Here is a 20151-nt window from a genome sequence, read left to right as displayed (position 1 = left end):
GCACAATGACGCGAATTGTAATGTTGTTAAGAATTATTTACATTTGCGTCCTGCGCAGTGACCGCGCCCCTCCCAGATGGATCTGATGTGCCCGAAGCCGCCGCCCCGGGTGCTGGACGACTGTTGCCGCCCCCTTCCCGTCTCCGAGCTTCGAACCCACCATGTCCCTGACGTTCCGTAACCGCCTGCCCCGCCGTGCGCTGCTGCCGGCTGCCCTGCTCTCTTCGCTCGCGCTGGTCGCGTCTCCGGCGTTCGCCGAGGCCGCCGCCGATGCATCCGACGCCAAGACCCTGGACCGGGTCAGCGTCCGTGCCGAGCAGTCCGCTCCGCCATCCAGCACCACCCGCCTGCCGATCACACTGCAGGAAACCCCGCAGTCGGCCACTGCGATCAGCCTGAAGCGCCTGCAGGACGAATCGCTGTTCAGCATCAACGACGTGATGCGCAACGTCACCGGCGTCAGCGTGTCCTTCTATGACACCCAGCGCCCGCTGTACTACGCACGCGGCTTCGCCATCACTGACTTCCAGGTCGACGGCATCCCGACCTACAGCGGTTCGACCAACCAGGAATACGACACCGCCTTCTACGACCGCATCGAAGTGATCCGCGGTGCCAACGGCCTGCTCAGCGGCGCCGGCGTGCCGTCGGCCACCGTCAATCTGCTGCGCAAGCGGCCGGGCAAGGAGTTCGATGCCTCGTTCGCGGTCAGCGCCGGCAGCTGGGACTATCGGCGCATGGAGGCGGACGTGACCGCGCCGCTGACCGATGACGGCCGTTTCCGCAGCCGCGTGGTCGCCGCCTATACCGATCGTGGCCTGTATTACGACCGCTACGACGAGAACAAGATGGCCGGCATGGCGGTGCTGGAAGGCGACGTCACCGACAGCACCACGATCACCCTCGGTTACCAGAGCCAGGACAACAATCCGACCGGCTCGACCTGGGGCACCGTGCCGTTCTTCGACAACCAGGGCAATTTCGCGCACCTGCCGCGCTCGACCAACCTGTCGCCGAAGTGGAGCTACTGGAAGCGCGAGAGCAACACTGCCTTCGCCAACCTGGAACAGCGCTTCGGCGACAACTGGCTGCTGAAGATCAACACCGCCTACACCCGCGGCAACGTGCAGAATGTGCGCCTGTACGGCACTGGCGAGCCGGACCCGGTGACCGGCTCGGGCATCTTCCTGCGTGCGGCCGCCGGTGATTCGAAGGACACCCGGCGCAACGTCGATGCCTACCTGACAGGAAGCTTCGACCTGTTCGGCCGTGAGCACGACCTCACTGTGGGGGCCCAGTGGTCGGACCTGGAAGGCACGACGAATACCCTGGCACTGAACTTCCCGGCCGACTGGGCAACGTGTGTCAGCGCCACGGGTGCACGCGAACGCTGCTACTACATTCCCAACGTGTACAGCTGGAACGGCGATATCTCCGAGGTCACCTACCGCCGTACCGGCGCGCGCCGCGTGGCCAAGACCACGCAGAGTGGCATCTACCTGGCCACCCGCCTGCGCCTGGCCGATCCGCTGTCGCTGATTGCCGGCGCACGCCTGAGCCGCTGGGAAACCCTCAGCCGCTCCTACAACGCCGCAGGCGCCTACACCGGCACCAGCGGTGCATACAAGGTGAGTGATGAAGTCACCCCGTACGTGGGCCTGGTCTACGACATCACGCCGAACGTCTCGGCGTACGCCAGCTACACCGAGATCTTCAACCCGCAGAACTTCAAGGACCGCAACGAGAACCTGCTGGCGCCAGTACAGGGCTCGAACCTGGAAGCGGGCATCAAGACGCAGTGGTTCGATGGCCGCCTGACCGCCAATGCCGCCGTGTTCGAAGCCAAGCAGGACAACTACGCGGTGCGTGACATGGGCGTGCCGGAGGGTTCGCTGAGCGATGGCACCTCCGCCTACGTCGGCGTCAACGGCACCAAGGCGCGCGGTTGGGAGATGGACGTCAATGGCGAGATCCTGCCGGGCTGGACGGTCAATGCCGGCTACACCCACGTCAAGGTCACCCGCGCCGCCACCGATCTGCTGTACGCCAACCCGCCGGAGGATCTGTTGCAGCTCAACACCCAGCTGCAGCTGCGCGGTGCGCTGGAACGCCTGAGCGTTGGCGGTGGCGTGCAGTGGCAGAGCAAGGTGCAGGGCTACAACATCGCCTACCCGCTGGGCGGCACGGTGACGGTGAACCAGCCGGCCTACATGCTGGTGCAGTTCAACGCCAACTACCGCATCAGCGACAACTGGACGGCAACGCTGAGCGTGCGCAACGCACTGGACAAGACCTACTGGGCGAATCTGGACTACAACAACTACGGCGAACCGCGCTTCGTGGCGGCCAGCCTGCGCTGGAAGTTCTGAGCCACCAGAAACGGTAGTGCCGGCCGCTGGCCGGCTCCAAGCGATGCATCGATGACGCGGAGCCGGCCAGCGGCCGGCACTACCCCGATCGATGCGGGTCATCCTCCATTTCAATCTGAATGGGCCCGCCTTCGCGCGGGCCCTTCTTTTTGCTGCAGTGCGGGTTGCATGCCCGACTGTAATTATGCCGTAATTACGTCGACACCAATCGGAAGCCGGTCGATGAACCCGAGCTGGGATACGTTGGAACGCAGCCGCCAGGCCCGCCTGCAACGTGCCGCGCCGTGGGCCCGGGGACGTGAGGTCGCCGCCACCGACGTGGGCGAGCTGCTGCACGCACTGCTGGAGCCAGGCGACAAGGTCTGCCTGGAGGGCAACAACCAGAAACAGGCCGATTTCCTCGCCCAGGCCCTGGCCGACCTTGACCCGGCCCGGGTGCACGACCTGCACATGGTGCAGTCGGTGCTGTCTCTGCCGTCGCACCTGGATGTATTCGAGCGTGGCATCGCCTCGAAGCTGGACTTCTCGTTCTCCGGCCCGCAATCGGTGCGGCTGGCCAACCTGGTGGCCGAAGGGCGCATCCAGATCGGTGCCATCCACACCTACCTGGAACTGTTCGGCCGCTACTTCATCGACCTCACGCCCCGCGTAGCGCTGGTCGCCGCGCAGGCGGCCGACCGCCACGGCAACCTCTATACCGGCCCCAACACCGAAGACACCCCGGTCATCGTCGAGGCCACCGCGTTCGGTGGCGGCATCGTCATCGCCCAGGTCAACGAGATCGTCGACACCCTCCCCCGCGTCGACATCCCTGCTGACTGGGTCAACTTCGTGGTGCAGGCGCCGAAGCCGAACCACATCGAGCCGCTGTTCACCCGCGACCCGGCGCAGATCTCCGAGATCCAGGTGCTGATGGCGATGATGGCGATCAAGGGCATCTACGCCGAGTACGGCGTGAACCGCCTCAACCATGGCATCGGCTTCGACACCGCGGCCATCGAGCTGCTGCTGCCGACCTACGCCGAATCGCTCGGGCTGAAGGGAAAGATCTGCCAGCACTGGGCGCTCAATCCACACCCCGCACTGATTCCGGCGATCGAATCGGGCTTCGTCAAATCGGTGCATTCGTTCGGTTCCGAACTGGGCATGGAGAAGTACATCGCCGCACGCAGCGATGTGTTCTTCACCGGTGCCGACGGCTCGATGCGCTCCAACCGCGCGCTCTCGCAGACCGCCGGCCTGTATGCCTGCGACATGTTCATCGGTTCGACATTGCAGATCGACCTGCAGGGCAACAGCTCCACTGCCACCCGCGACCGCATCGCCGGCTTCGGTGGCGCACCGAACATGGGCTCCGATGCACGTGGCCGCCGCCATGCCAGCGAGGCCTGGATCAAGGCCGGCCAGCAGGCCGCACGCCCCGGTGAGATGCCGCGTGGCCGCAAGCTGGTGGTGCAGATGGTGGAAACCTTCCGCGAACACATGGCACCGGCCTTCGTCGATCGGCTGGACGCCTGGGAGCTGGCCGAGCGCGCGGACATGCCGCTGCCACCGGTGATGATCTATGGCGACGACGTCAGCCATGTGCTGACCGAGGAAGGCATCGCCAACCTGCTGCTGTGCCGCACTCCTGAGGAACGCGAACAAGCGATCCGCGGCGTGTCCGGCTATACCGCCGTGGGCATGGGGCGCGACCGCGCGATGGTGGAGAACCTGCGCGACCGCGGCGTGATCCGCCGTCCCGATGACCTCGGCATCTCCGTGCGCCATGCCAGCCGTGACCTGCTTGCGGCGCGTTCGGTGAAGGACCTGGTGCGCTGGTCCGGCGGCCTGTACGACCCGCCCAAGCGATTCCGCAACTGGTAAGGGGCTGAGCATGGAAACCCTCGACTATCGATTCGAAGGACACACGGCGGTGCAGTTTCCGCGCGATGCAGTGCTGGTCGGCGTACTGGCCTCGGGCAACCTGGAAATCCTGCTGGAACCGGCCGCACTGGACGGCGCGATGACGGTGCGCATCATCACCGCCGCGCAGGGCTTTGGCCGCGTCTGGGAGGCGGTGATCGGTGATTTCGCACAGCGCCATCCACTGCGCGATGTACGCGTCTCGATCAACGATGCCGGTGCGACCCCGGCGGTGGTCAGCCTGCGCCTGGACCAGGCAGTGGAAACCCTGCTTGCTGGAGATCCACGATGAGCCGGAAGCAGCGCCACAGTTACTACGAAGCCGATGCACGCGAGCGCATCGCCGGGCTGCTCGACGCCGGCTCGTTCCGTGAGTTCCTCGGCCCGGCGCGGCGGATGATGAGCCCGCACCTGGCACAGCTCGACCAGCCCGCGGCGTTCGACGACGGCATCGTCGTCGGCGAAGCCACACTGCGCGGCCGACGCGTGCTGCTGGCCGCACAACAGGGTGAATTCATGGGCGGCGGCGTGGGCGAGGTGCACGGCGCCAAGTTGACCGGGCTGCTGTACCGTGCAGCGGAAACCCGACCTGACGGTGTGCTGCTGCTGCTCGATACCGGTGGCGTGCGCCTGCACGAAGCCAATGCAGGGCTCATCGCCATTTCCGAGATCATGCGCGCCACGCTGGATGCGCGCGCTGCAGGCGTCCCCGTGGTCGCGCTGATCGGCAGCGGCAACGGCGCATTCGGTGGCATGGGCATCGTCGCCCGCTGCTGCAGCACGGTAGTCATGTCCGAGGAAGGCCGGCTGTCACTGTCCGGGCCGGAAGTAATCGAGACCGTGCGTGGTGTGGAAGAGTTCGATTCCCGCGATCGCGCGCTGGTCTGGCGCGTAACGGGAGGCAAGCACCGCTACCTGATCGACCAGGCACAGGTGCTGGTGCCGGATGCCATCGAGGCGTTCGCGCAGGCTGCCAGCAATGCGCTGCAGCCCGATACCAGCAGCACCGATCCAGATACTGCACTGGCCGCGCTGCAGGAACGCCATGCGGCACTGAAGGCGCGCGTGCAGGCCTGGGGCGATTGCCGCGATGGCCTGGAGATCTGGGCGCGACTGGGTATCACTGCCCCCGAGCGACTGCCGCTGCTCGACACCGATGCGTTCCTCATCGCCACCGCCGACCGGAGCCTGCCATGAGCATGCCGCTGCAGACCCTGCTCGATGCGCTGTTCCCGCATGGGCATGCTATTGCCGTGAACGATTCGGTGCTGACCGGCAGCGCCACCACCGAGGATGGCGAGGTGACCGTGATCGGTACCGCCGACAAACTCGAAGTCGGCGTGGACCACGCATTGGCACTGGCCGAAACCGTGCTTGCCAGCACCGCCGCGCTTCCACAGCGACCGATCGTGATGCTGGTGGACACCGCTGGCCAGCGCCTGGCGCGGCGTGACGAACTGCTTGGCATCAACGGCTGTTTCGCTCACTTGGCGCAGACGCTGGATCTGGCACGCCGACGCGGTGCGCGGCTGGTGACCCTGGTCTATGGCGAGTCGGTCAGCGGCGGCTTTCTGTCGTTCGGCCTGATGGCCGACCACATCCACGCCCTGCCCGATGCACAGGTGCGGGTGATGGACCTGCGCGCGATGGCGCGGGTGACCAAGCAACCGCTGGAGAAACTGCAGGCACTCAGCCAGAGCTCGCCGGTGTTCGCGCCGGGCGTGGAGAACTACGTGGCGATGGGTGCGGTGGAATCGCTGTGGGAGGGCGATCTTGCCCAGCACCTGCTGCAGGCGCTGCGCACGCCCGCCGAAGGCGACCTGCGTGCCGCACGCGGCGCACATCGCGGCGGTCGTGCCCTGGCGGCAGGGGTTTCATCTGCGGTGGCCCACGGCGATGCCTGAGCGGCCCGCCCGCCACACGCTGGCCTGGCTGTCGGCCGATGCCGACTGGCGGGCTGACGTGACTGCACAGGAACCACGCCTGGCAGCGTGGTTCGCGCAGGGCCTGCCGGCCATGGTGGCGCGCTGTGCGGCGGACGACCCCGACCCTCGGCTGCGCCTGGGGGTACCGCTACCGCCAAGCGAAGGCAAGCAACGGCTGGCGCTGCGCGTGGCCCTGCAGGACGTCCAGCAGCTGCAGCCTCCCCCTGCCTTGGATCACGTTCTCGCCGGCGGCGTTCCGGCGGATTGGCAGGCGGCGTTGCAGGCAATGCTGCGGCTTGCACCAGCCCGCGTATTCGGCGCCTTCGCATGGCAGCACCTCACCGGACTGCCCTATGTGCACCCGCGCTCGGACATCGACCTGCTGTGGCAGGTGGATGACGCGCGCCAGGCCGGCCTGCTGGTCGAACGCCTGCAGCACTGGGAAAGCGCCTATGGGCATCGCGTGGATGGCGAACTGTGCCTGGTGGATGGTGGCGCGGTGAACTGGCGCGAATACGCCGGTCGCAGCCGCGAAGTACTGGTCAAACGCATTGATGGTGCCGCTCTGGAACTGCGCGAGGCCTTGTTCAACGCCACTGGAGTTGTCGCATGAACGCCGTCGTGAAGCGCGTCGCCCGGTCCACCCCGGCGGTGGACAGCGCGCGCCTGGGGCGCCTTGCCATCGCCAGCCTGCACGCCGAACTGGCCCTTGCCCCCAAACCGGGACTGGTTACACCGTTCGATCGCGGCAGCCACCACGACATGGATGCCGGCACCTTCCTGCGCAGCCTGTTCGCGTTGCGCCACTATTTCATCGCCGTGGCCGACGCCGGTGCCAGCGCGGCGCCGTTCCAGACGCTGCGCCAGCATGGCATCGCGGCCGAGATATCGATGCTGCACGCCACTGCGGGCATCAACACCCATCGCGGCGCGATCTTCAGCCTTGGCCTGCTGGTGGCCGCATCCGCTGCCTGCTGGGGCCGCACGGGCCGTGTCGCCGCAGCCGAGCAGGTCTGCCAGGAAGTGCGCCGTTGGGCGCCCGAGCTCGCCGACGCGCCTCTGGATGCGAACAGCCCTGGCCAGCGCGCGCGTGCACGGCACGGCGTGCAAGGTGTGCGCGAACAAGCGGCCGCCGGCTACCCGCTGCTGCGCGAAGTGGCACTGCCTGCCCTGCGCCACGCACTGGCCAGCGGCCTGCCACGCGAGGCCGCGATGTGCCAGACCCTGATGCAGCTGATCGCGTGCTTGGATGACCTCAACCTGCTGCACCGCGGCGGCGCCGACGGCCTGCGCTGGGCCCAGCGGCAGGCACGCACCTTCCTGGACGCCGGTGGCACCTTCGCGCCGGACTGGCAGGTACATCTGCGTCGCATCGGTGACGCCTTCGTCGCGCGTCGGCTGAGCCCGGGCGGCAGCGCAGACCTGTTGGCCTGCAGCGTGTTCCTGCTGCAGCAGGAGCAGGCATGAGCCTGGCCCTGCTCTGCCCTGGCCAAGGCGCGCAGCACGCGGCGATGTTCGATCGCGTGCGCGATCTGGCTGCCGCGCGGCCGGTGCTCGATGCCACGAGCGAACTGCTCGGCCGCGATGCATTCGCCGCTGCGGCGGCCGACGATCGCTTCGACAATGTGCGGGCGCAACCACTGCTGTGCGCAGCAAGCCTGGCGCATTGGCAGGGCCTTCGCGAGATATTGCCAACGCCGACGGTGATCGCGGGTTACAGCATCGGCGAGCTGGCCGCACATGCCATCGCCGGCAGCGTCGATGCGGCCACCTGCCTTGCCCTGGCTGCGCAGCGCGCGCTGTTGATGGACAGTGCCAGCCCCGCCGATGCAGGCCTGCAGGCAGTGCTTGGCCTGGAACGCCATGTACTGCAGCCGCTGTGCGATCTGCACGGAGCGCACGTGGCCATCGCCAACGGGCAGGACCATTTCATCGTGGGCGGCACGCACGCCTCATTGCAGCGGCTGGCCGATGCCGCGCGGCCGCAGGGTGCGGACATCCGTCCACTGCCGGTGCACGTACCTGCACACACACCGTTGCTGGCAGCGGCGGTCGCACCGTTCGCTGCCGCACTCGACGCCTCGCCACTGCAGGCCCCACGCCTGCCGCTGCTGGCCGGCATCGATGCGCGACCGGTGCGGGATCGCGCAACGGCAGTCCACACGCTGTCGGCGCAGCTCGCGCAGACCATCGAATGGACGCAGGTGATGCGCCAGGCCTTCGAGCGTGGCGCGCGGGTATTCCTGCAGCTGGGCCCGGGCAACGCATTGGCGCGCATGGTCGCGCCGGCCTATCCGTGCTGCGAGGTGCGCGCGGTGGAAGAGTTCCAGAGCCTTGAAGGCGCCGCGGCCTGGGTCCGCAGCGCGCTGGAGCGGCTGCAGTAACGGGTTCGAGCAGTACGTATAACGCAACACGCAGTACGTCGCCTTACCCCGGGATGGCGGGTCTCCATCCGCGCTGTACGTGAGTCACGTGTCTGGGAGGGCGCATGAGTCCACAAATCGCAACGATCATCGGTCTGGTGATCATGTTCATCGTCGCCACCGCGATGCCGATCAACATGGGTGCCGTCGCCTTCGCGCTGGCCTTCATCATCGGCGGACTGTGGGTCGACATGGGCGGCAAAGAGGTGCTGGCCGGCTTCCCCGGCGATCTGTTCCTGACCCTGGTCGGCATCACCTATCTGTTCGCCATCGCGCAGAAGAACGGCACCATCGACCTGCTGGTGCACTGGGCAGTGAAAGCCGTGCGCGGCCATATCGTGGCCATTCCCTGGGTGATGTTCGTGATCACCGCGGTCCTCACTGCGTTCGGTGCACTGGGCCCGGCGGCGGTCGCGATCATCGGCCCGGTCGCGCTGCGCTTTGCCAAGCAGTACAACATCAATCCACTGATGATGGGCCTGCTGGTCATCCATGGTGCGCAGGCGGGCGGCTTCTCGCCGATCAGCGTGTACGGCAGCATCACCAATGGCGTGGTGCAGAAAGCCGGGCTGGAAGTGACCGAGATGGCGGTGTTCCTGACCAGTCTGGGCTTCAACTTCATGATGGCGACGATCTGCTTCTTCGCCTTTGGTGGCATCGCCCTGCTGCGCCGTGGCTCGATCACCGCAGCAGGAACACTCGGCAATGCCGAGCTGGCGATGGCCGGTGGCCCGCAGGCGTCGTCGCGACAGTTCGCGATCGAAGGTCATGGCGCGCTGGTCGCGGCAGGCGGCGGCACGCTCAGCAATGATCCGGTGGCACTGGATGCGGTGAACCTGACCCGCGAGCGGTTGTTCACCCTGATCGGCCTGCTCGGCCTGGGCGTGGCCGCGCTGATCTACAACCTCAACGTCGGCCTGGTCTCGATCACCGTGGCGGTGGCGCTGGCGCTGTTGTCCCCGCAGAGCCAGAAGGGTGCGGTCGATGGCATCAGCTGGTCCACCGTGCTGCTGATCTGCGGCGTGGTGACCTACATCGGCGTGCTGGAACATGCCGGCGCGGTGGACTTCATCGGCAACGGTGTGTCCGACATCGGCATCCCGCTGCTCGGTGCGCTGCTGGTCTGCTACGTCGGCGGCATCGTCTCCGCATTCGCTTCGTCGGCAGCGGTACTCGGCGCGACGATCCCATTGGCGGTGCCGTTCCTGATGCAGGGCCACCTCAGCGCCGCCGGCGTGATCTGCGCGCTGGCGGTGTCATCCACCATTGTCGATGTCAGCCCGTTCTCGACCAATGGCGCACTGGTGGTGGCCTCGGCAGCGAAGGAAGAGCGCGAGACCCTGTTCCGCCGCTTCCTGGTCTACAGCGGACTGGTGGTGGCCCTGGGGCCGCTGCTGGCCTGGCTGGTGTTCGTGGTGCCGGGCTGGATGTAATCACCCAACGGTAGTGCCGACCGCTGGCCGGCAATCTCATGAAGCCATCCAGCGATCATGGGTTGCCGGCCAGCGGCCGGCACTACCTGGCGGTACACTTCCTCCATGGCTATTGCCCCTGCCCCGCGGTCACCGAAGAAGCGCGCGCCTCTGTACGAAGAGGTGGCCGAACACGTGCGCGAGCGCATCTACGATTACCGGCTGCCGCCGGGAGAATGGATCGACGAGCCCGCGCTGTGCGAGGAACTGGGCATCAGCCGCACACCGCTGCGCGAGGCGCTGAAGCTGCTGGCCGCCGAAGGCCTGGTGCAGATCGATGCGGGTCGTGGCAGCCGGGTCACGCGACTGACGCTGGAAGACCTCAACCAGCTGTTCCCGGTGATGGCGATGCTGGAAGGCCGCTGCGCGCATGAGGCGGTGAAGCACATCGACGATGCCGGCGTGCAGCAGCTCGAAGACCTGCATGCAGCGATGGAAGCGGCTGCGGCAGAGGGCAACATCGCCGAGTACTACCGCAACAACTACCTGATCCACGAAACCGTGCAGCATTACGCGGGCAACCCCTGGCTGATCCGCATCACCCACGACCTGCACCGCATCCTGAAGATGCATCGTGGCCGTCAGCTGCTGACCCCGGGTCGCACCGCGCAGTCGCTGGCCGAACACCGCGAGCTGATGGAATGCTTCCGCCGCCGCGACGCGCAGGCTGCCGAACGCACCATGGAACGCCATCTGCTGAGCCAGGGCCAGGCACTGGCCGCCTATGTGGCGGCGGGCGGGCTGTTGAACGTGCCGGCGCCGTTGCCGACCGAAGGCGGCGGCTGAGCTGTTGAGGTTGCCGGCCAGCGGCCGGCACTACCGGGACGTGACCTTGGCCGGCACCCCGGGACGTCTCATCAATCGCCGCCACCGCAGCTGCCGCCGTCACCCCCACCACCATCACTGCTGCAGTCGGAGCTGCTGCGGCTGAGCTGTTGGGGTTGCCGGCCAGCGGCCGGCACTACCAAGACGTGACCTTGGCCGGCACCCTGGGACGTCTCATCAATCGCCGCCACCGCAGCTGCCGCCGTCACCCCCACCACCATCACTGCTGCAGTCGGAGCTGCTGTGGCTGTGATGGCTGTGGTTGTCACCGGAATAACCACCTGAGCTGTCGTAGCTTGCGCCGCCATCCCCCCGGCTTCCCGAGCCATCGGCCGTGGCCACTGCCATGCACAGGATCGCACCGACCAGCGGCAGCAGCCAGACCAGCAGCAACTGCACCGTCCGGCCGCCCACCGACAGGCCATCACGCCTGACGATCACCACGGTAGCCACCACGTTCAGGCCCAGCACCAGCAGGACCAGCAGAAGGGCAACGATCAGCATTCGGCGACTCCGTGCCTGGACTGGGGGCATTATGGCCTGCCACCCCGGCAATGGCCCTGCCTGTCATGAAGATGGGACAATGTAGGGCGCGCCGGCCTGCCCCGTGGCCGCCGGCGCCCCCCGCACCACACGGAAGAAGAAGAACAACAACATGCTGAAAGTCATTTTCGATACCGACCCGGGCGTCGACGACGCCCTGGCCCTGCTGTACCTGCACAAGCACGCCCAGATCGACCTGATCGGCGTCACCACCACCTTCGGCAATGCCTCGGTGGAGTCGACCACGCACAACGCGCTGTACCTGAAGCAGGCCTGGGGCTTTGCCGCCCCGGTCGCGCGCGGTGCCGGCGGCCCGCTGCAGCCCGAAGCTACCCCGGAAGCCTGGCCGGTGCACATCCATGGCCACAACGGCCTGGGCAACCACCCGGTGCCGGCGAGCCTGGACGTGGCCGTCGACGCGCGCCCGGCGGCCCAGCTGATCATCGATCTGGTCCGCGCCCATCCGGGCGAGGTGACCCTGGTCGCGGTCGGCCGCATGACCAACCTGGCCCTGGCCCTGCAGCAGGCCCCGGACATCGCCGGCCTGGTGCGCGGCGTGGTGATCATGGGTGGCGCTTTCCACGTCAACGGCAACATCACCCCGGCCGCCGAGGCCAACATCTGGGGCGATGCCGAAGCCGCCGACGTGGTGTTCACCGCCAGCTGGCCGGTTACTGCGATCGGTCTGGACGTGACCACCCGCGTGGAAATGGACCGTGACGGCCTGGACACGCTGGCTGCCATCGGCGGTGCCGACGCCGAGCTGGTCCGTGCGCTGTCGCAGGACTACGTGGACTTCTACCTGCAGGCCGGCCACAAGGGCATGGTCGTGCACGACTGCTGCGCGTGCATCGCGCTGACCCGCCCGGAGCTGTTCCAGTTCGAGCGCGCCAGCGTGCGCGTGGCCACCGACGGTGTCGCCCGCGGCATGACCATTCCCAAGCCGGAAGGCCTGGCGTTCGGTCCCAGCGTGTGGGATGGCCACGTGGTGCAGTCGATTGCCATCGGCGTGGATGCGGCCGCCGTACTGGCCGACATCGAGCAGACCCTGAAGGTCTGACCCGCTAGCGCTTGGCCCTGCCCGGGACCGTCTCGGGCAGGGTCCACAGCACCGGCAGCACCAGCACCGCCACCAGCGCGATCATCGCGCCCGGCGCCGCTGCCCAGCCGCTGCGTTCCACCCACCATTGCGCCAGCCAGGGTGTTGCGCCGCCGAAGAAGGCGGTGGCCATGGTCACCCCCAGTGCCAGCCCGCTGACCCGGCCTTCGCCGGGGAACTGCTCGGCCGTGGCCGGGGCTGCCACCGCGCTCACGCCACCGGCCACGCAGGCCAGCAGCACCGCCGCCAGCGCGATGCCCAGCGCCGTCGCCTCCGCCATCCACGCGAACAAGGACAACGGCAGCAGCGCTGCCAGCACGGTCAGGCCCAACAGCATCGGCCGTCGTCCGACGCGGTCGGACAATGCGCCGCACAGCGGCGTGATCGCAATGACCGCCACTGCCGCAATCGTCGACAGCCACAGTGCATCGCCTTCGTCATGACCCTGCGCATGCAGGAATGCCGGCACATAGGTGATGCCGACGTAATAAGTGATCGAGCCCAGCGCCGAGATCGCAAACGTGCGCGCTACCGCCAGCGGGTGGTTACGCAATACGTGGCGAAGCGGCGTAGCCGGAATACTGCCCTCGCGACGCTGGCGTTCGAACTCCGGCGACTCGTGCATGCCCGAGCGCGCAACCAGGATCACCAGTGCCAGCGCGGCACCGAAGAAGAACGGAATGCGCCAGCCCCAGCTGTCCAGCTGCGCGGTGGGCAACAGCGCCACGGTCAGCGCGGAGATCGCTACCGCCAGTAGCGCGCCCACTTCACTGGCCGCCGATGCCAGCGAGGTCACCAGGCCACGTCGCCGCACCGGCGCGCTTTCCAGTAGATACGCCACCACACCGGTGTACTCACCACCTACCGAAAACGCCATCACGCACCGCAGTACCAACAGCAGCACGCCCGCCGTAGTGCCCGCCGTGGCCGCTGTCGGCAGCAGCGCAGTGGCCAGCATCGCCGCCGCCATCAAGGCCATCGATGCCAGCAGCATCCAGCGCCGGCCCAGCCGGTCACCCAGGTGGCCGAAGCACAGCGCACCCAATGGACGCATCAAGTAGGACACCGCGAACCCGGCCAGGGTCACCAGCATCGCCTGCTTGCCGCCGCCGAAGAACACCCGCGACAGCACCGTGGCGAAGTACAGATACAAGGTGAAGTCGTACCACTCCACCACCGTGGACAGGCCGGCCACCCACATCGAGCGCTGCCGCGCGGCAGTCATTGCGTGTTCGCCTTCAACAGCCTCGATCCCGGTTGCGCAGGTTCGGGGAGGATGTCACGGCCGGGGTGAAATACCGGTCATCGGCCGTCCGTCGCCTGCATGTACTGGGTTTCATGGCCGGTGAATCGCTCACCGTCAAAGCCGAAGCAGAAGCGTCCTTCCTCGAAAACGCGGTAGACCAGCAACGCACCATCAAGGCAGAACTGTTGCTGGTCCACACCCGTTTCCAGGGTCCCGTAGCCGGTGGCGTCTCCGCCCTTCCCTGCCGGGCCGGTGAAGGCATCGATCGGCAATGGCGTGGCGCGTCCGGTGCGGGTGTCGACCAGCACCAGCGTGCGCTGGAAGTACTCGGGACGATCATCGACCTGTACCAGCAGATAGTGCTGGTTGAAATTGGGCTTCTGATGCTGGAGAGCTTCTTCAATGGCGGCCCGGTGCCGCGCATCGCAGAAGTCGACCGGGCTGTAACGGTAGCTGCAACCGTCGTGGTCGTAGGGCAGGTTCATGCCGGAATAGCTGATGCTCCCCTCGCTGTCCACGTCGTGGCCCAGTTCCGGGGTGCTGCACAGCAGCCACGAACGCTGCGCATCTTCAGGATCGGCCATCAGCTTCGGTTCGCGGCCCTGCTCGTAAGACGCGCCGCCCGGAAATTCCTGCCCGAAGCGCTGGCGGACGATGGGACGTGCCTTCTCCAGCGGCAGGCCGATCTTCACGCCACGGAACGAGACGAAGGTCATCGTCGGCAGGATCACCTCCTCCACCGGCAGTCCCTTCCACTGCCCCTGTACGCAGAACGTGGCGATCTCGCTCTCTTCGTCCACCTTGCAGGGCTTCGGCGCATTCGTGGCCAGCCAGGGATGTGCCGGACGCTCGGTCTGCTGATCGATGTACCAACCGTCCAGCGCACAGGTCAGCAGGGCATCGAGCAGAGGCGAGATGTCTGTTGTTGTGATCGGCGCGGCAAGTGGCGTGTCAGCAGCGGGCGCGTCGGCCGGTACGTCTGGTGTGCGCTGGCAGGCCGCCAGCAGCAGTGCACCTGCCAACAGCGCGACACGGCGTGGACCTCCGATTGGATGAGGCATTCCCTGCATTGTGTGCTCCCTGATTCCGCATGGACCGTGCAGATGATCGCCGATCCGGAGTCCGCGGCGGGAAAGAGACGACCTCCACGCATGGCGTGGAGTTACTGGGAGCGCCGGCTTCCCGCCCGGTAGGCAGCGTAGGCATCGAGGATCTTCTGCATCCGGGCCTGCTGCTTCGCGCCCATCGGCACCCGCTGCACGCGCTTCAGCAGCGTCTTCCACATGTATCCGGAACGGAAGAAGTAGGGCCGCACCTCAAGGAAGGTCAGCACGACATCCACCGTATCTGGATCGCGTTCGGCAAGTTGCTTCAGCGCGTTGGCGTAGCCACCCGGGAACGCAAGCTGTTCATAGCGCTGGCTGTATTCCGCGCAGGCTGCCGCGTGCTGCTGCATTTCTTCCGGGCCACGCCAGCGCGCGCCAGCGGCTTCGCGGATGGCTTGGCGCAGCCGATTGATCTCGTCCGCATTGGCGCGGATCAGACGTTCCATGGGTGCGCGGGGATGGGACATGGTTCCTTCTCTGTGGTTTGTCAGGGGTCACGGGGCGCGGCGCAGGGTGATCAGGGTGATCTCCGAAGGAACGCCGATGCGTGCCGGGAAACCGGCCCACAGGCCAGCACCATTGCTCACGTACAGTGTCATGCCATCCACCTCGTAACGCCCGGACACATAACCGCCATTGGCGCGCTTCACCAGCTGGTCCATGCCAATGATCTGGCCGCCATGTGTATGCCCGGACAGCTGCAGCTTCACCCCGCGTGCGGCAGCCTCGCGCGCATTACGAGGGCGATGATCGAGCAGGATCACCGGTGCGGACGGATCAGCGCCTTCCAGTGCAGCCTGGAGATCCGGCAACGGCAGGCCGTAGCGTGCCGCCACCTGGTCGGTGACACCGGCGATGGTCAGCGCCGCGTCACCGCGTCGTACCTGCAGATGACTGTTCTCCAGCACCTGCATGTGCAGCGCGCGGAACGCCTGCATCCAGTCCTGGTACTGCGCGTAGTACTCGTGGTTGCCGGTGATGGCAATGACGCCATCCGGCGCCTGCAGGTCGGCCAACGGACGCGCGTCGTCGCGACGGGCCTCGACGCTGCCGTCGATCAGATCGCCAGTGATCACGATCAGGTCCGGCTTCAGTGCGTTGCTCTCCTCCACCACCCTGCGCACCCAGTCGCCGGTCAGCAGGCGGCTGGCATGGATGTCGGTCAGCTGCAGCACGCGATAGCCGTCGAACCCGGCCGGCAACCCGGCGATGCTCACCTCGATCTGCCTGGGCTTGGGCACCGCCATTCCCTGGCTGACGCCATAGGCGCTGACCAGCAGCGCCAGTACACCCGCCGCCGGGCGCAGCTTCGGCGCGCGCAACGCCGATACAGCACGTGGCCTGCGCAGGATGCGCGACACCAACAGGCCGGCGTCCAGCACCAGCAGGAACAGCGCCAGCAGCAGTACAGCAGTCGAACCCGTGGCCAACGAGGCGATGGCCAGCTTCGGGATTTCCGGCGAGGCCATCGTGCCCCAGAACATGGCGACGATGCGCAGCTGCACGGCAACGCTCACCAGCAGCAGCGACAGCACGACCTTCATCCAGATGGGCATGCGCAGTGGCCAGAACAGGCGCCAGGCCACGTACAGGCCCATCAACAAACCGATCGTACTCAGCACTGCAACCATCCTGGAAAGAAAGCGGGCCCGCCATGGTGACGGTTGCCGGCAGTGTTGTGTAGAGCCGGGCCCGTACCCGGCTGCTCAGGAAGCAGTCGAGCATGGCTTGTATGTTCCTCCCGGCTCCTACGCGGTATGTAGGAGCCAGGGTGGAGGGACCGTCAAGCATGCATCTGCGGATACTAGCCGACAGACGAGTCGAGCGATCCCCATCCCGCACACGAACGTCGATAAAGGATCGTACGGCCCCCAAAGGGGATCGTCGATGTAGGCAAGCTAACGTCGGTGCGGTACCACCCCAGCCCCTTAAAGATAGCTGGGAGCCGTACAAATGTCTGATTCTCTCGATATTGGCGTGGACGTGGACTCCAAGGAGTTCGTACCGGCAGTGGCCGACCGCAAGGCCGGCGACAGGATCGCCAACACCCGGGCCGGCATAGCCCAGTGGCTCAACACCTTGCCCCAGCGATGCCGGATTGGCATGGAGGCGACGGGGCGGTACTACGAGTTGTTGGCTCGGATGGCTGGCCAGGCAGGCCACGTTGTCTATGTGATCAATCCACGTCTGATCAAGCACTACGGCCGGGCGACGGGCTCGCGTGGCAAGACGGACGCCATGGACGCCGAAGCGATCGCCCGGTACGTGAAGAAGGAGAACGATCGCCTGCGTGAATACGTACCGCGTACCGACGAGCAGCAGCAGATGCACGATTTGCTGCGCAAGCGGCAGACGCTGGTAAAGACACGCGCGCGCCTGGAGCAATCCTTCGGGGTAAGCAAAAGTGCCCCCGGGGAGCTGTCAGATCTGTTCTGCGCTCTGGCTGGGACGCTGTCCGAGCTGGAAAGCGAACTGCAGCGCTTGGGTCGCGATGGAGAGCATGGCACGCTCTACAAGCGCCTGTTGACCATCCCTGGTATCGGCCCCGCCGTCGCCGCTCACCTGATTTACTACATGACGCGCTGGCCGTTGGCCAACGCCAACGCGTGGATCGCCTGCACCGGCCTGGATCCCCGGCCCAACGAGTCTGGCGGCAGAACGGGACGGCGTCGGCTGTCCAAACAGGGCGCGCCAGTGCTGCGCCAGATGCTCTACATGGCCGCCATGGGGCTCAAGCGGTGTCGTCGGGGGCAACCGCTCTACGACGAGCTGTCAAAACGCGGTCACCCCAGCACCGCCGTCTTCAACATCCTGGCCAGAAAGCTGGCCAGGATCGCCTGGGGTGTCTTCAAAAGCGGCCGGGACTTCGATCCGGCGATGCTGAAGGTGGGTCAAGCCTGCTTCCAGCAGGCTTGACCACGAACATAGGATCTCGACTCTACGAAAGCCCGATGCGTTCCACCCGCAGGCGGGCGATGCGACGCTTCTCCATTGCCAGTACGGTGATGCGTACATCCGCAATCTCCACCGTGTCACCGATGTCCGGCAGGCGCCCCAGACGCTCCAGCACCAGCCCGGAGATGGTCATGTAGTCGGCACTGCGCGGCAGCGACACGCCGGCCAGGCGCTGCAGGTCGTCCAGGGTCAGCGCACCGTCGGCCTCCCACTGGTTCTCGCCCTGCGCCTCCACGCCATAGCGCTCGTCCTGGGTGTCGACCAGGTCACCGGCAATGGCCGCCAGCAGATCGTTGGCGGTCACCAGGCCTTCCACACTGCCGTACTCGTCCACCGCTACCGCCAACGGCACCGGGTGCTGGCGGATCAGTTCCAGCGCCTGCAGTGCGCTGGCGCTGGACAGCACGTACTGCGGCTCGCGCAGGTTGCCCTCCAGCTGCAGCGGCTTGCCCTGCAGCAGGTCGGCCAGCAGGTCGCGGCTCTGTACCACGCCGCGCAGGCTGTCCAGATCGCCATCGCCCACCAGCAAGCGAGTGTGCGGCGACGCCACCAGGCGGGCCACCACATCCTCCTGCCCACGTGCCAGGTCGATCCACTGAACGTCGGCACGCACGGTCATCACGCTCGACACCGGGCGATCAGCCAGGCCCAGCACGCTGCGGATCATCTCGTGCTCGGCCGGCTGCAACCGCTCTTCGGCATCGACGTGTTCGTCAGCGTTTTCGTCGTCGTGGCCATTGGCCGGGCGCGCGCCCAGCATGCGCAGCACGGCATCGGCGGTACGCTGGCGGAACGGCTGGCGGCGCTCGTTGCGCTCGCGATTGAAGCGCACCCACTGGTTGAAGGCTTCAACCAGGATCGAGAAGGCGATCGCCGCGTACAGATAACCCTTCGGGATCTTGTAGCCCAGGCCTTCGGCCACCAGGCTGAAACCGATCATCAGCAGGAAGCCCAGGCACAGCACCACCACCGTGGGATGCTTGTTGACGAAACGGGTCAGCGGCTTGCTGGCCACCAGCATCAGCGCCATCGCGATGGTCACCGCGGCGTACATCACGCCCAGGTTGTCGACCATGCCGACCGCGGTGATCACCGAGTCCAGCGAGAACACCGCGTCGAGCACCACGATCTGAGCCACCACCATCGCGAAGCTGGCGTAGACCTTCTTGCCATCCTCGTGATGCTCCCGGCCCTCCAACCGCTCGTGCAGTTCCATCGTGCCCTTGAACAGCAGGAACAGACCACCGCCCAGCAGGATCAGGTCACGCCCGGAGAAGCTGTGGTCGAACAGCGTGAGCAGCGGTTCGGTCAACTTCATGATCCATGCCAGCGCGGCCAGCAGCACCAGCCGCATCAGCAGGGCCAGCGCCAGGCCGATCACCCGCGCGCGGTCACGCTGGTGCGGCGGCAGTTTGTCGGCCAGGATCGCGATGAACACCAGGTTGTCGATGCCGAGAACGATCTCCAGCACGACCAGGGTTGCAAGGCCCATCCATATCGAGGGGTCAGCCAACCATTCCATTTCAGGTCCGTTTCGTCAGTAGGTAAGGGAAAAGGGGAAACACTCAGTCAGCCTCCTGCGCCTGCGCCGGGTCATGCCCGAGCAGGTCACCGGGCGTGCACTGCAGCTCACGGCAGATCGCATCAAGTGTGGAAAAGCGGATGGCGCGTGCCTTGCCGGTTTTGAGGATCGACAGGTTGGCCAGGGTGATGTCGATGCGCCCGGCCAGCTCGGACAGGGTCATGCCCCGTTCCTGCAGCATGCGGTCCAGGGTGATGACAATCGCCATCAGATGACACCGTCGAGGTCATCGCGCATTGCCGCACCCACGGCAAACACGCGTGCCAGCACGAACAGCATCAGCACCGCGACCAGGCCGGTGATCGACATGCCGCCGCCCACCTCCATCCAGGTGAAGTCCGGGCCCATCCAGGCGGCGTAGGCGCCGATCAGGATCGACAGCACCTCCATCGACAGCATCAGCCAGGCCATGCGCTGCAGGCGCTGTGCATTGGCGTGGGTGAACGGCCGCTCGCGCGCCGCCGACTTCAACAGCCGCAGCAGGTGGCGCAGGAACATCAGGCACAGCACCAGCAGCGCGACGATCGCGCCCAGGCCCAGGCAGAAATGCAGGAACAGGTCGCTGCCATGCACGGCAGCGGCATCAGCGTCGTGGATGCTGTCGAGCAGCCAGCTGCGGTCGTGGGCGACCAGCGGCACGGCCAGCAGTGCGGCCAGGATGCCCAGCCAGCACATCGCCCGCACCGCCTGTACGGCGGCCT

20 protein-coding genes are annotated in these 20151 nt (G+C 66.5%); 12 read left to right on the top strand and 8 right to left on the bottom strand.

The features are described 5' to 3' along the window. Positions 1-161 precede the first annotated feature (161 nt). The 10 genes from ACZK5G_RS05990 (at position 162) to ACZK5G_RS05945 (ending at position 10880) form a co-directional block, all read left to right on the top strand. Positions 162-2369: a TonB-dependent siderophore receptor gene (locus ACZK5G_RS05990; RefSeq protein WP_478465656.1), complete on the top strand. Its 2208-nt coding sequence runs from the start codon at positions 162-164 to the stop codon at positions 2367-2369. Positions 2370-2591: 222 nt separating this feature from the next. Then, positions 2592-4235, top strand: coding sequence for a malonate decarboxylase subunit alpha (gene mdcA / locus ACZK5G_RS05985; RefSeq protein ID WP_478465655.1), 1644 nt, complete (start codon positions 2592-2594; stop codon positions 4233-4235). 10 nt (positions 4236-4245) lie between these two features. Then, complete coding sequence (gene mdcC / locus ACZK5G_RS05980; protein WP_049398883.1) at positions 4246-4566, top strand: malonate decarboxylase acyl carrier protein; 321 nt, start codon at positions 4246-4248, stop codon at positions 4564-4566. Beyond that, entirely contained in the window at positions 4563-5471 is a 909-nt protein-coding gene (locus ACZK5G_RS05975) for a biotin-independent malonate decarboxylase subunit beta (RefSeq protein WP_478465653.1), read from the top strand. Before mdcC ends, ACZK5G_RS05975 begins: the two co-directional genes overlap by 4 nt. A gap of 2 nt (positions 5472-5473) precedes the next feature. Further along, complete coding sequence (gene mdcE / locus ACZK5G_RS05970; protein ID WP_478466489.1) at positions 5474-6178, top strand: biotin-independent malonate decarboxylase subunit gamma; 705 nt, start codon at positions 5474-5476, stop codon at positions 6176-6178. After that, a complete protein-coding gene (gene mdcG, locus ACZK5G_RS05965; RefSeq protein WP_478465652.1) occupies positions 6171-6812 on the top strand; it encodes a malonate decarboxylase holo-[acyl-carrier-protein] synthase in 642 nt (213 codons plus the stop codon). The genes mdcE and mdcG overlap by 8 nt, the downstream gene beginning before the upstream one ends. Continuing rightward, positions 6809-7666 carry a triphosphoribosyl-dephospho-CoA synthase MdcB gene (mdcB, locus tag ACZK5G_RS05960; RefSeq protein WP_478465651.1) on the top strand — a complete coding sequence of 286 codons (858 nt, stop codon included), beginning with the start codon at positions 6809-6811 and terminating at the stop codon, positions 7664-7666. Before mdcG ends, mdcB begins: the two co-directional genes overlap by 4 nt. Beyond that, positions 7663-8583: a malonate decarboxylase subunit epsilon gene (gene mdcH, locus ACZK5G_RS05955; RefSeq protein WP_478465649.1), complete on the top strand. Its 921-nt coding sequence runs from the start codon at positions 7663-7665 to the stop codon at positions 8581-8583. Before mdcB ends, mdcH begins: the two co-directional genes overlap by 4 nt. A 104-nt stretch (positions 8584-8687) precedes the next feature. Next, positions 8688-10055, top strand: coding sequence for an SLC13 family permease (locus ACZK5G_RS05950; RefSeq protein ID WP_032127621.1), 1368 nt, complete (start codon positions 8688-8690; stop codon positions 10053-10055). Positions 10056-10160: 105 nt separating this feature from the next. Beyond that, positions 10161-10880: a GntR family transcriptional regulator gene (locus tag ACZK5G_RS05945; RefSeq protein WP_012510388.1), complete on the top strand. Its 720-nt coding sequence runs from the start codon at positions 10161-10163 to the stop codon at positions 10878-10880. 216 nt (positions 10881-11096) lie between these two features. Here ACZK5G_RS05945 and ACZK5G_RS05940 read toward each other — a convergent pair whose 3' ends face one another. Then, a complete protein-coding gene (locus ACZK5G_RS05940; protein WP_478465648.1) occupies positions 11097-11423 on the bottom strand; it encodes a hypothetical protein in 327 nt (108 codons plus the stop codon). A 151-nt stretch (positions 11424-11574) separates the two neighbouring features. Between ACZK5G_RS05940 and ACZK5G_RS05935 the strand changes: the two genes are divergently transcribed. Further along, complete coding sequence (locus ACZK5G_RS05935) at positions 11575-12522, top strand: nucleoside hydrolase (protein ID WP_478465646.1); 948 nt, start codon at positions 11575-11577, stop codon at positions 12520-12522. 4 nt (positions 12523-12526) lie between these two features. Here the strand turns inward: ACZK5G_RS05935 and ACZK5G_RS05930 are convergent, their stop codons facing one another. From ACZK5G_RS05930 to ACZK5G_RS05915, 4 genes are all read right to left on the bottom strand, one after another. After that, positions 12527-13786, bottom strand: a complete 1260-nt coding sequence (locus ACZK5G_RS05930; RefSeq protein ID WP_478465644.1) for an MFS transporter — start codon at positions 13784-13786, stop codon at positions 12527-12529. A gap of 77 nt (positions 13787-13863) precedes the next feature. Next, a complete protein-coding gene (locus ACZK5G_RS05925) occupies positions 13864-14877 on the bottom strand; it encodes a hypothetical protein (RefSeq protein WP_478465642.1) in 1014 nt (337 codons plus the stop codon). 92 nt (positions 14878-14969) lie between these two features. After that, the gene (locus ACZK5G_RS05920) at positions 14970-15380 is read right to left on the bottom strand and encodes a hypothetical protein (protein WP_478465641.1); all 411 of its coding nucleotides are present in this window, start codon (positions 15378-15380) and stop codon (positions 14970-14972) included. A 27-nt stretch (positions 15381-15407) separates the two neighbouring features. Continuing rightward, positions 15408-16544 carry a metallophosphoesterase gene (locus ACZK5G_RS05915; RefSeq protein WP_478465640.1) on the bottom strand — a complete coding sequence of 379 codons (1137 nt, stop codon included), beginning with the start codon at positions 16542-16544 and terminating at the stop codon, positions 15408-15410. Positions 16545-16866: 322 nt separating this feature from the next. On the opposite strand from ACZK5G_RS05915, the gene ACZK5G_RS05910 reads away from it, so the two are divergent. Beyond that, positions 16867-17829 (top strand): IS110 family transposase, encoded by a 963-nt coding sequence (locus ACZK5G_RS05910; protein WP_132808894.1) that lies wholly within the window; start codon positions 16867-16869, stop codon positions 17827-17829. A gap of 22 nt (positions 17830-17851) precedes the next feature. Here the strand turns inward: ACZK5G_RS05910 and ACZK5G_RS05905 are convergent, their stop codons facing one another. From ACZK5G_RS05905 to ACZK5G_RS05895, 3 genes are read right to left on the bottom strand one after another with little or no spacing between them, the layout of a single operon-like run. Then, positions 17852-19390 (bottom strand): TerC family protein, encoded by a 1539-nt coding sequence (locus ACZK5G_RS05905; RefSeq protein WP_478465638.1) that lies wholly within the window; start codon positions 19388-19390, stop codon positions 17852-17854. A gap of 43 nt (positions 19391-19433) precedes the next feature. Then, on the bottom strand, positions 19434-19658 hold the full coding sequence (locus ACZK5G_RS05900; RefSeq protein WP_032127628.1) for a helix-turn-helix domain-containing protein: 225 nt from the start codon (positions 19656-19658) through the stop codon (positions 19434-19436). Next, positions 19658-20125, bottom strand: coding sequence for a DUF2975 domain-containing protein (locus ACZK5G_RS05895; protein WP_032127655.1), 468 nt, complete (start codon positions 20123-20125; stop codon positions 19658-19660). The genes ACZK5G_RS05900 and ACZK5G_RS05895 overlap by 1 nt, the downstream gene beginning before the upstream one ends. Positions 20126-20151: the final 26 nt, after the last annotated feature.

Source organism: Stenotrophomonas sp. 62841_Sma, from assembly GCF_056482945.1.
Note: the sequence above shows the minus strand (reverse complement) of the source record. Positions and strands in the feature narration are given on the sequence as shown.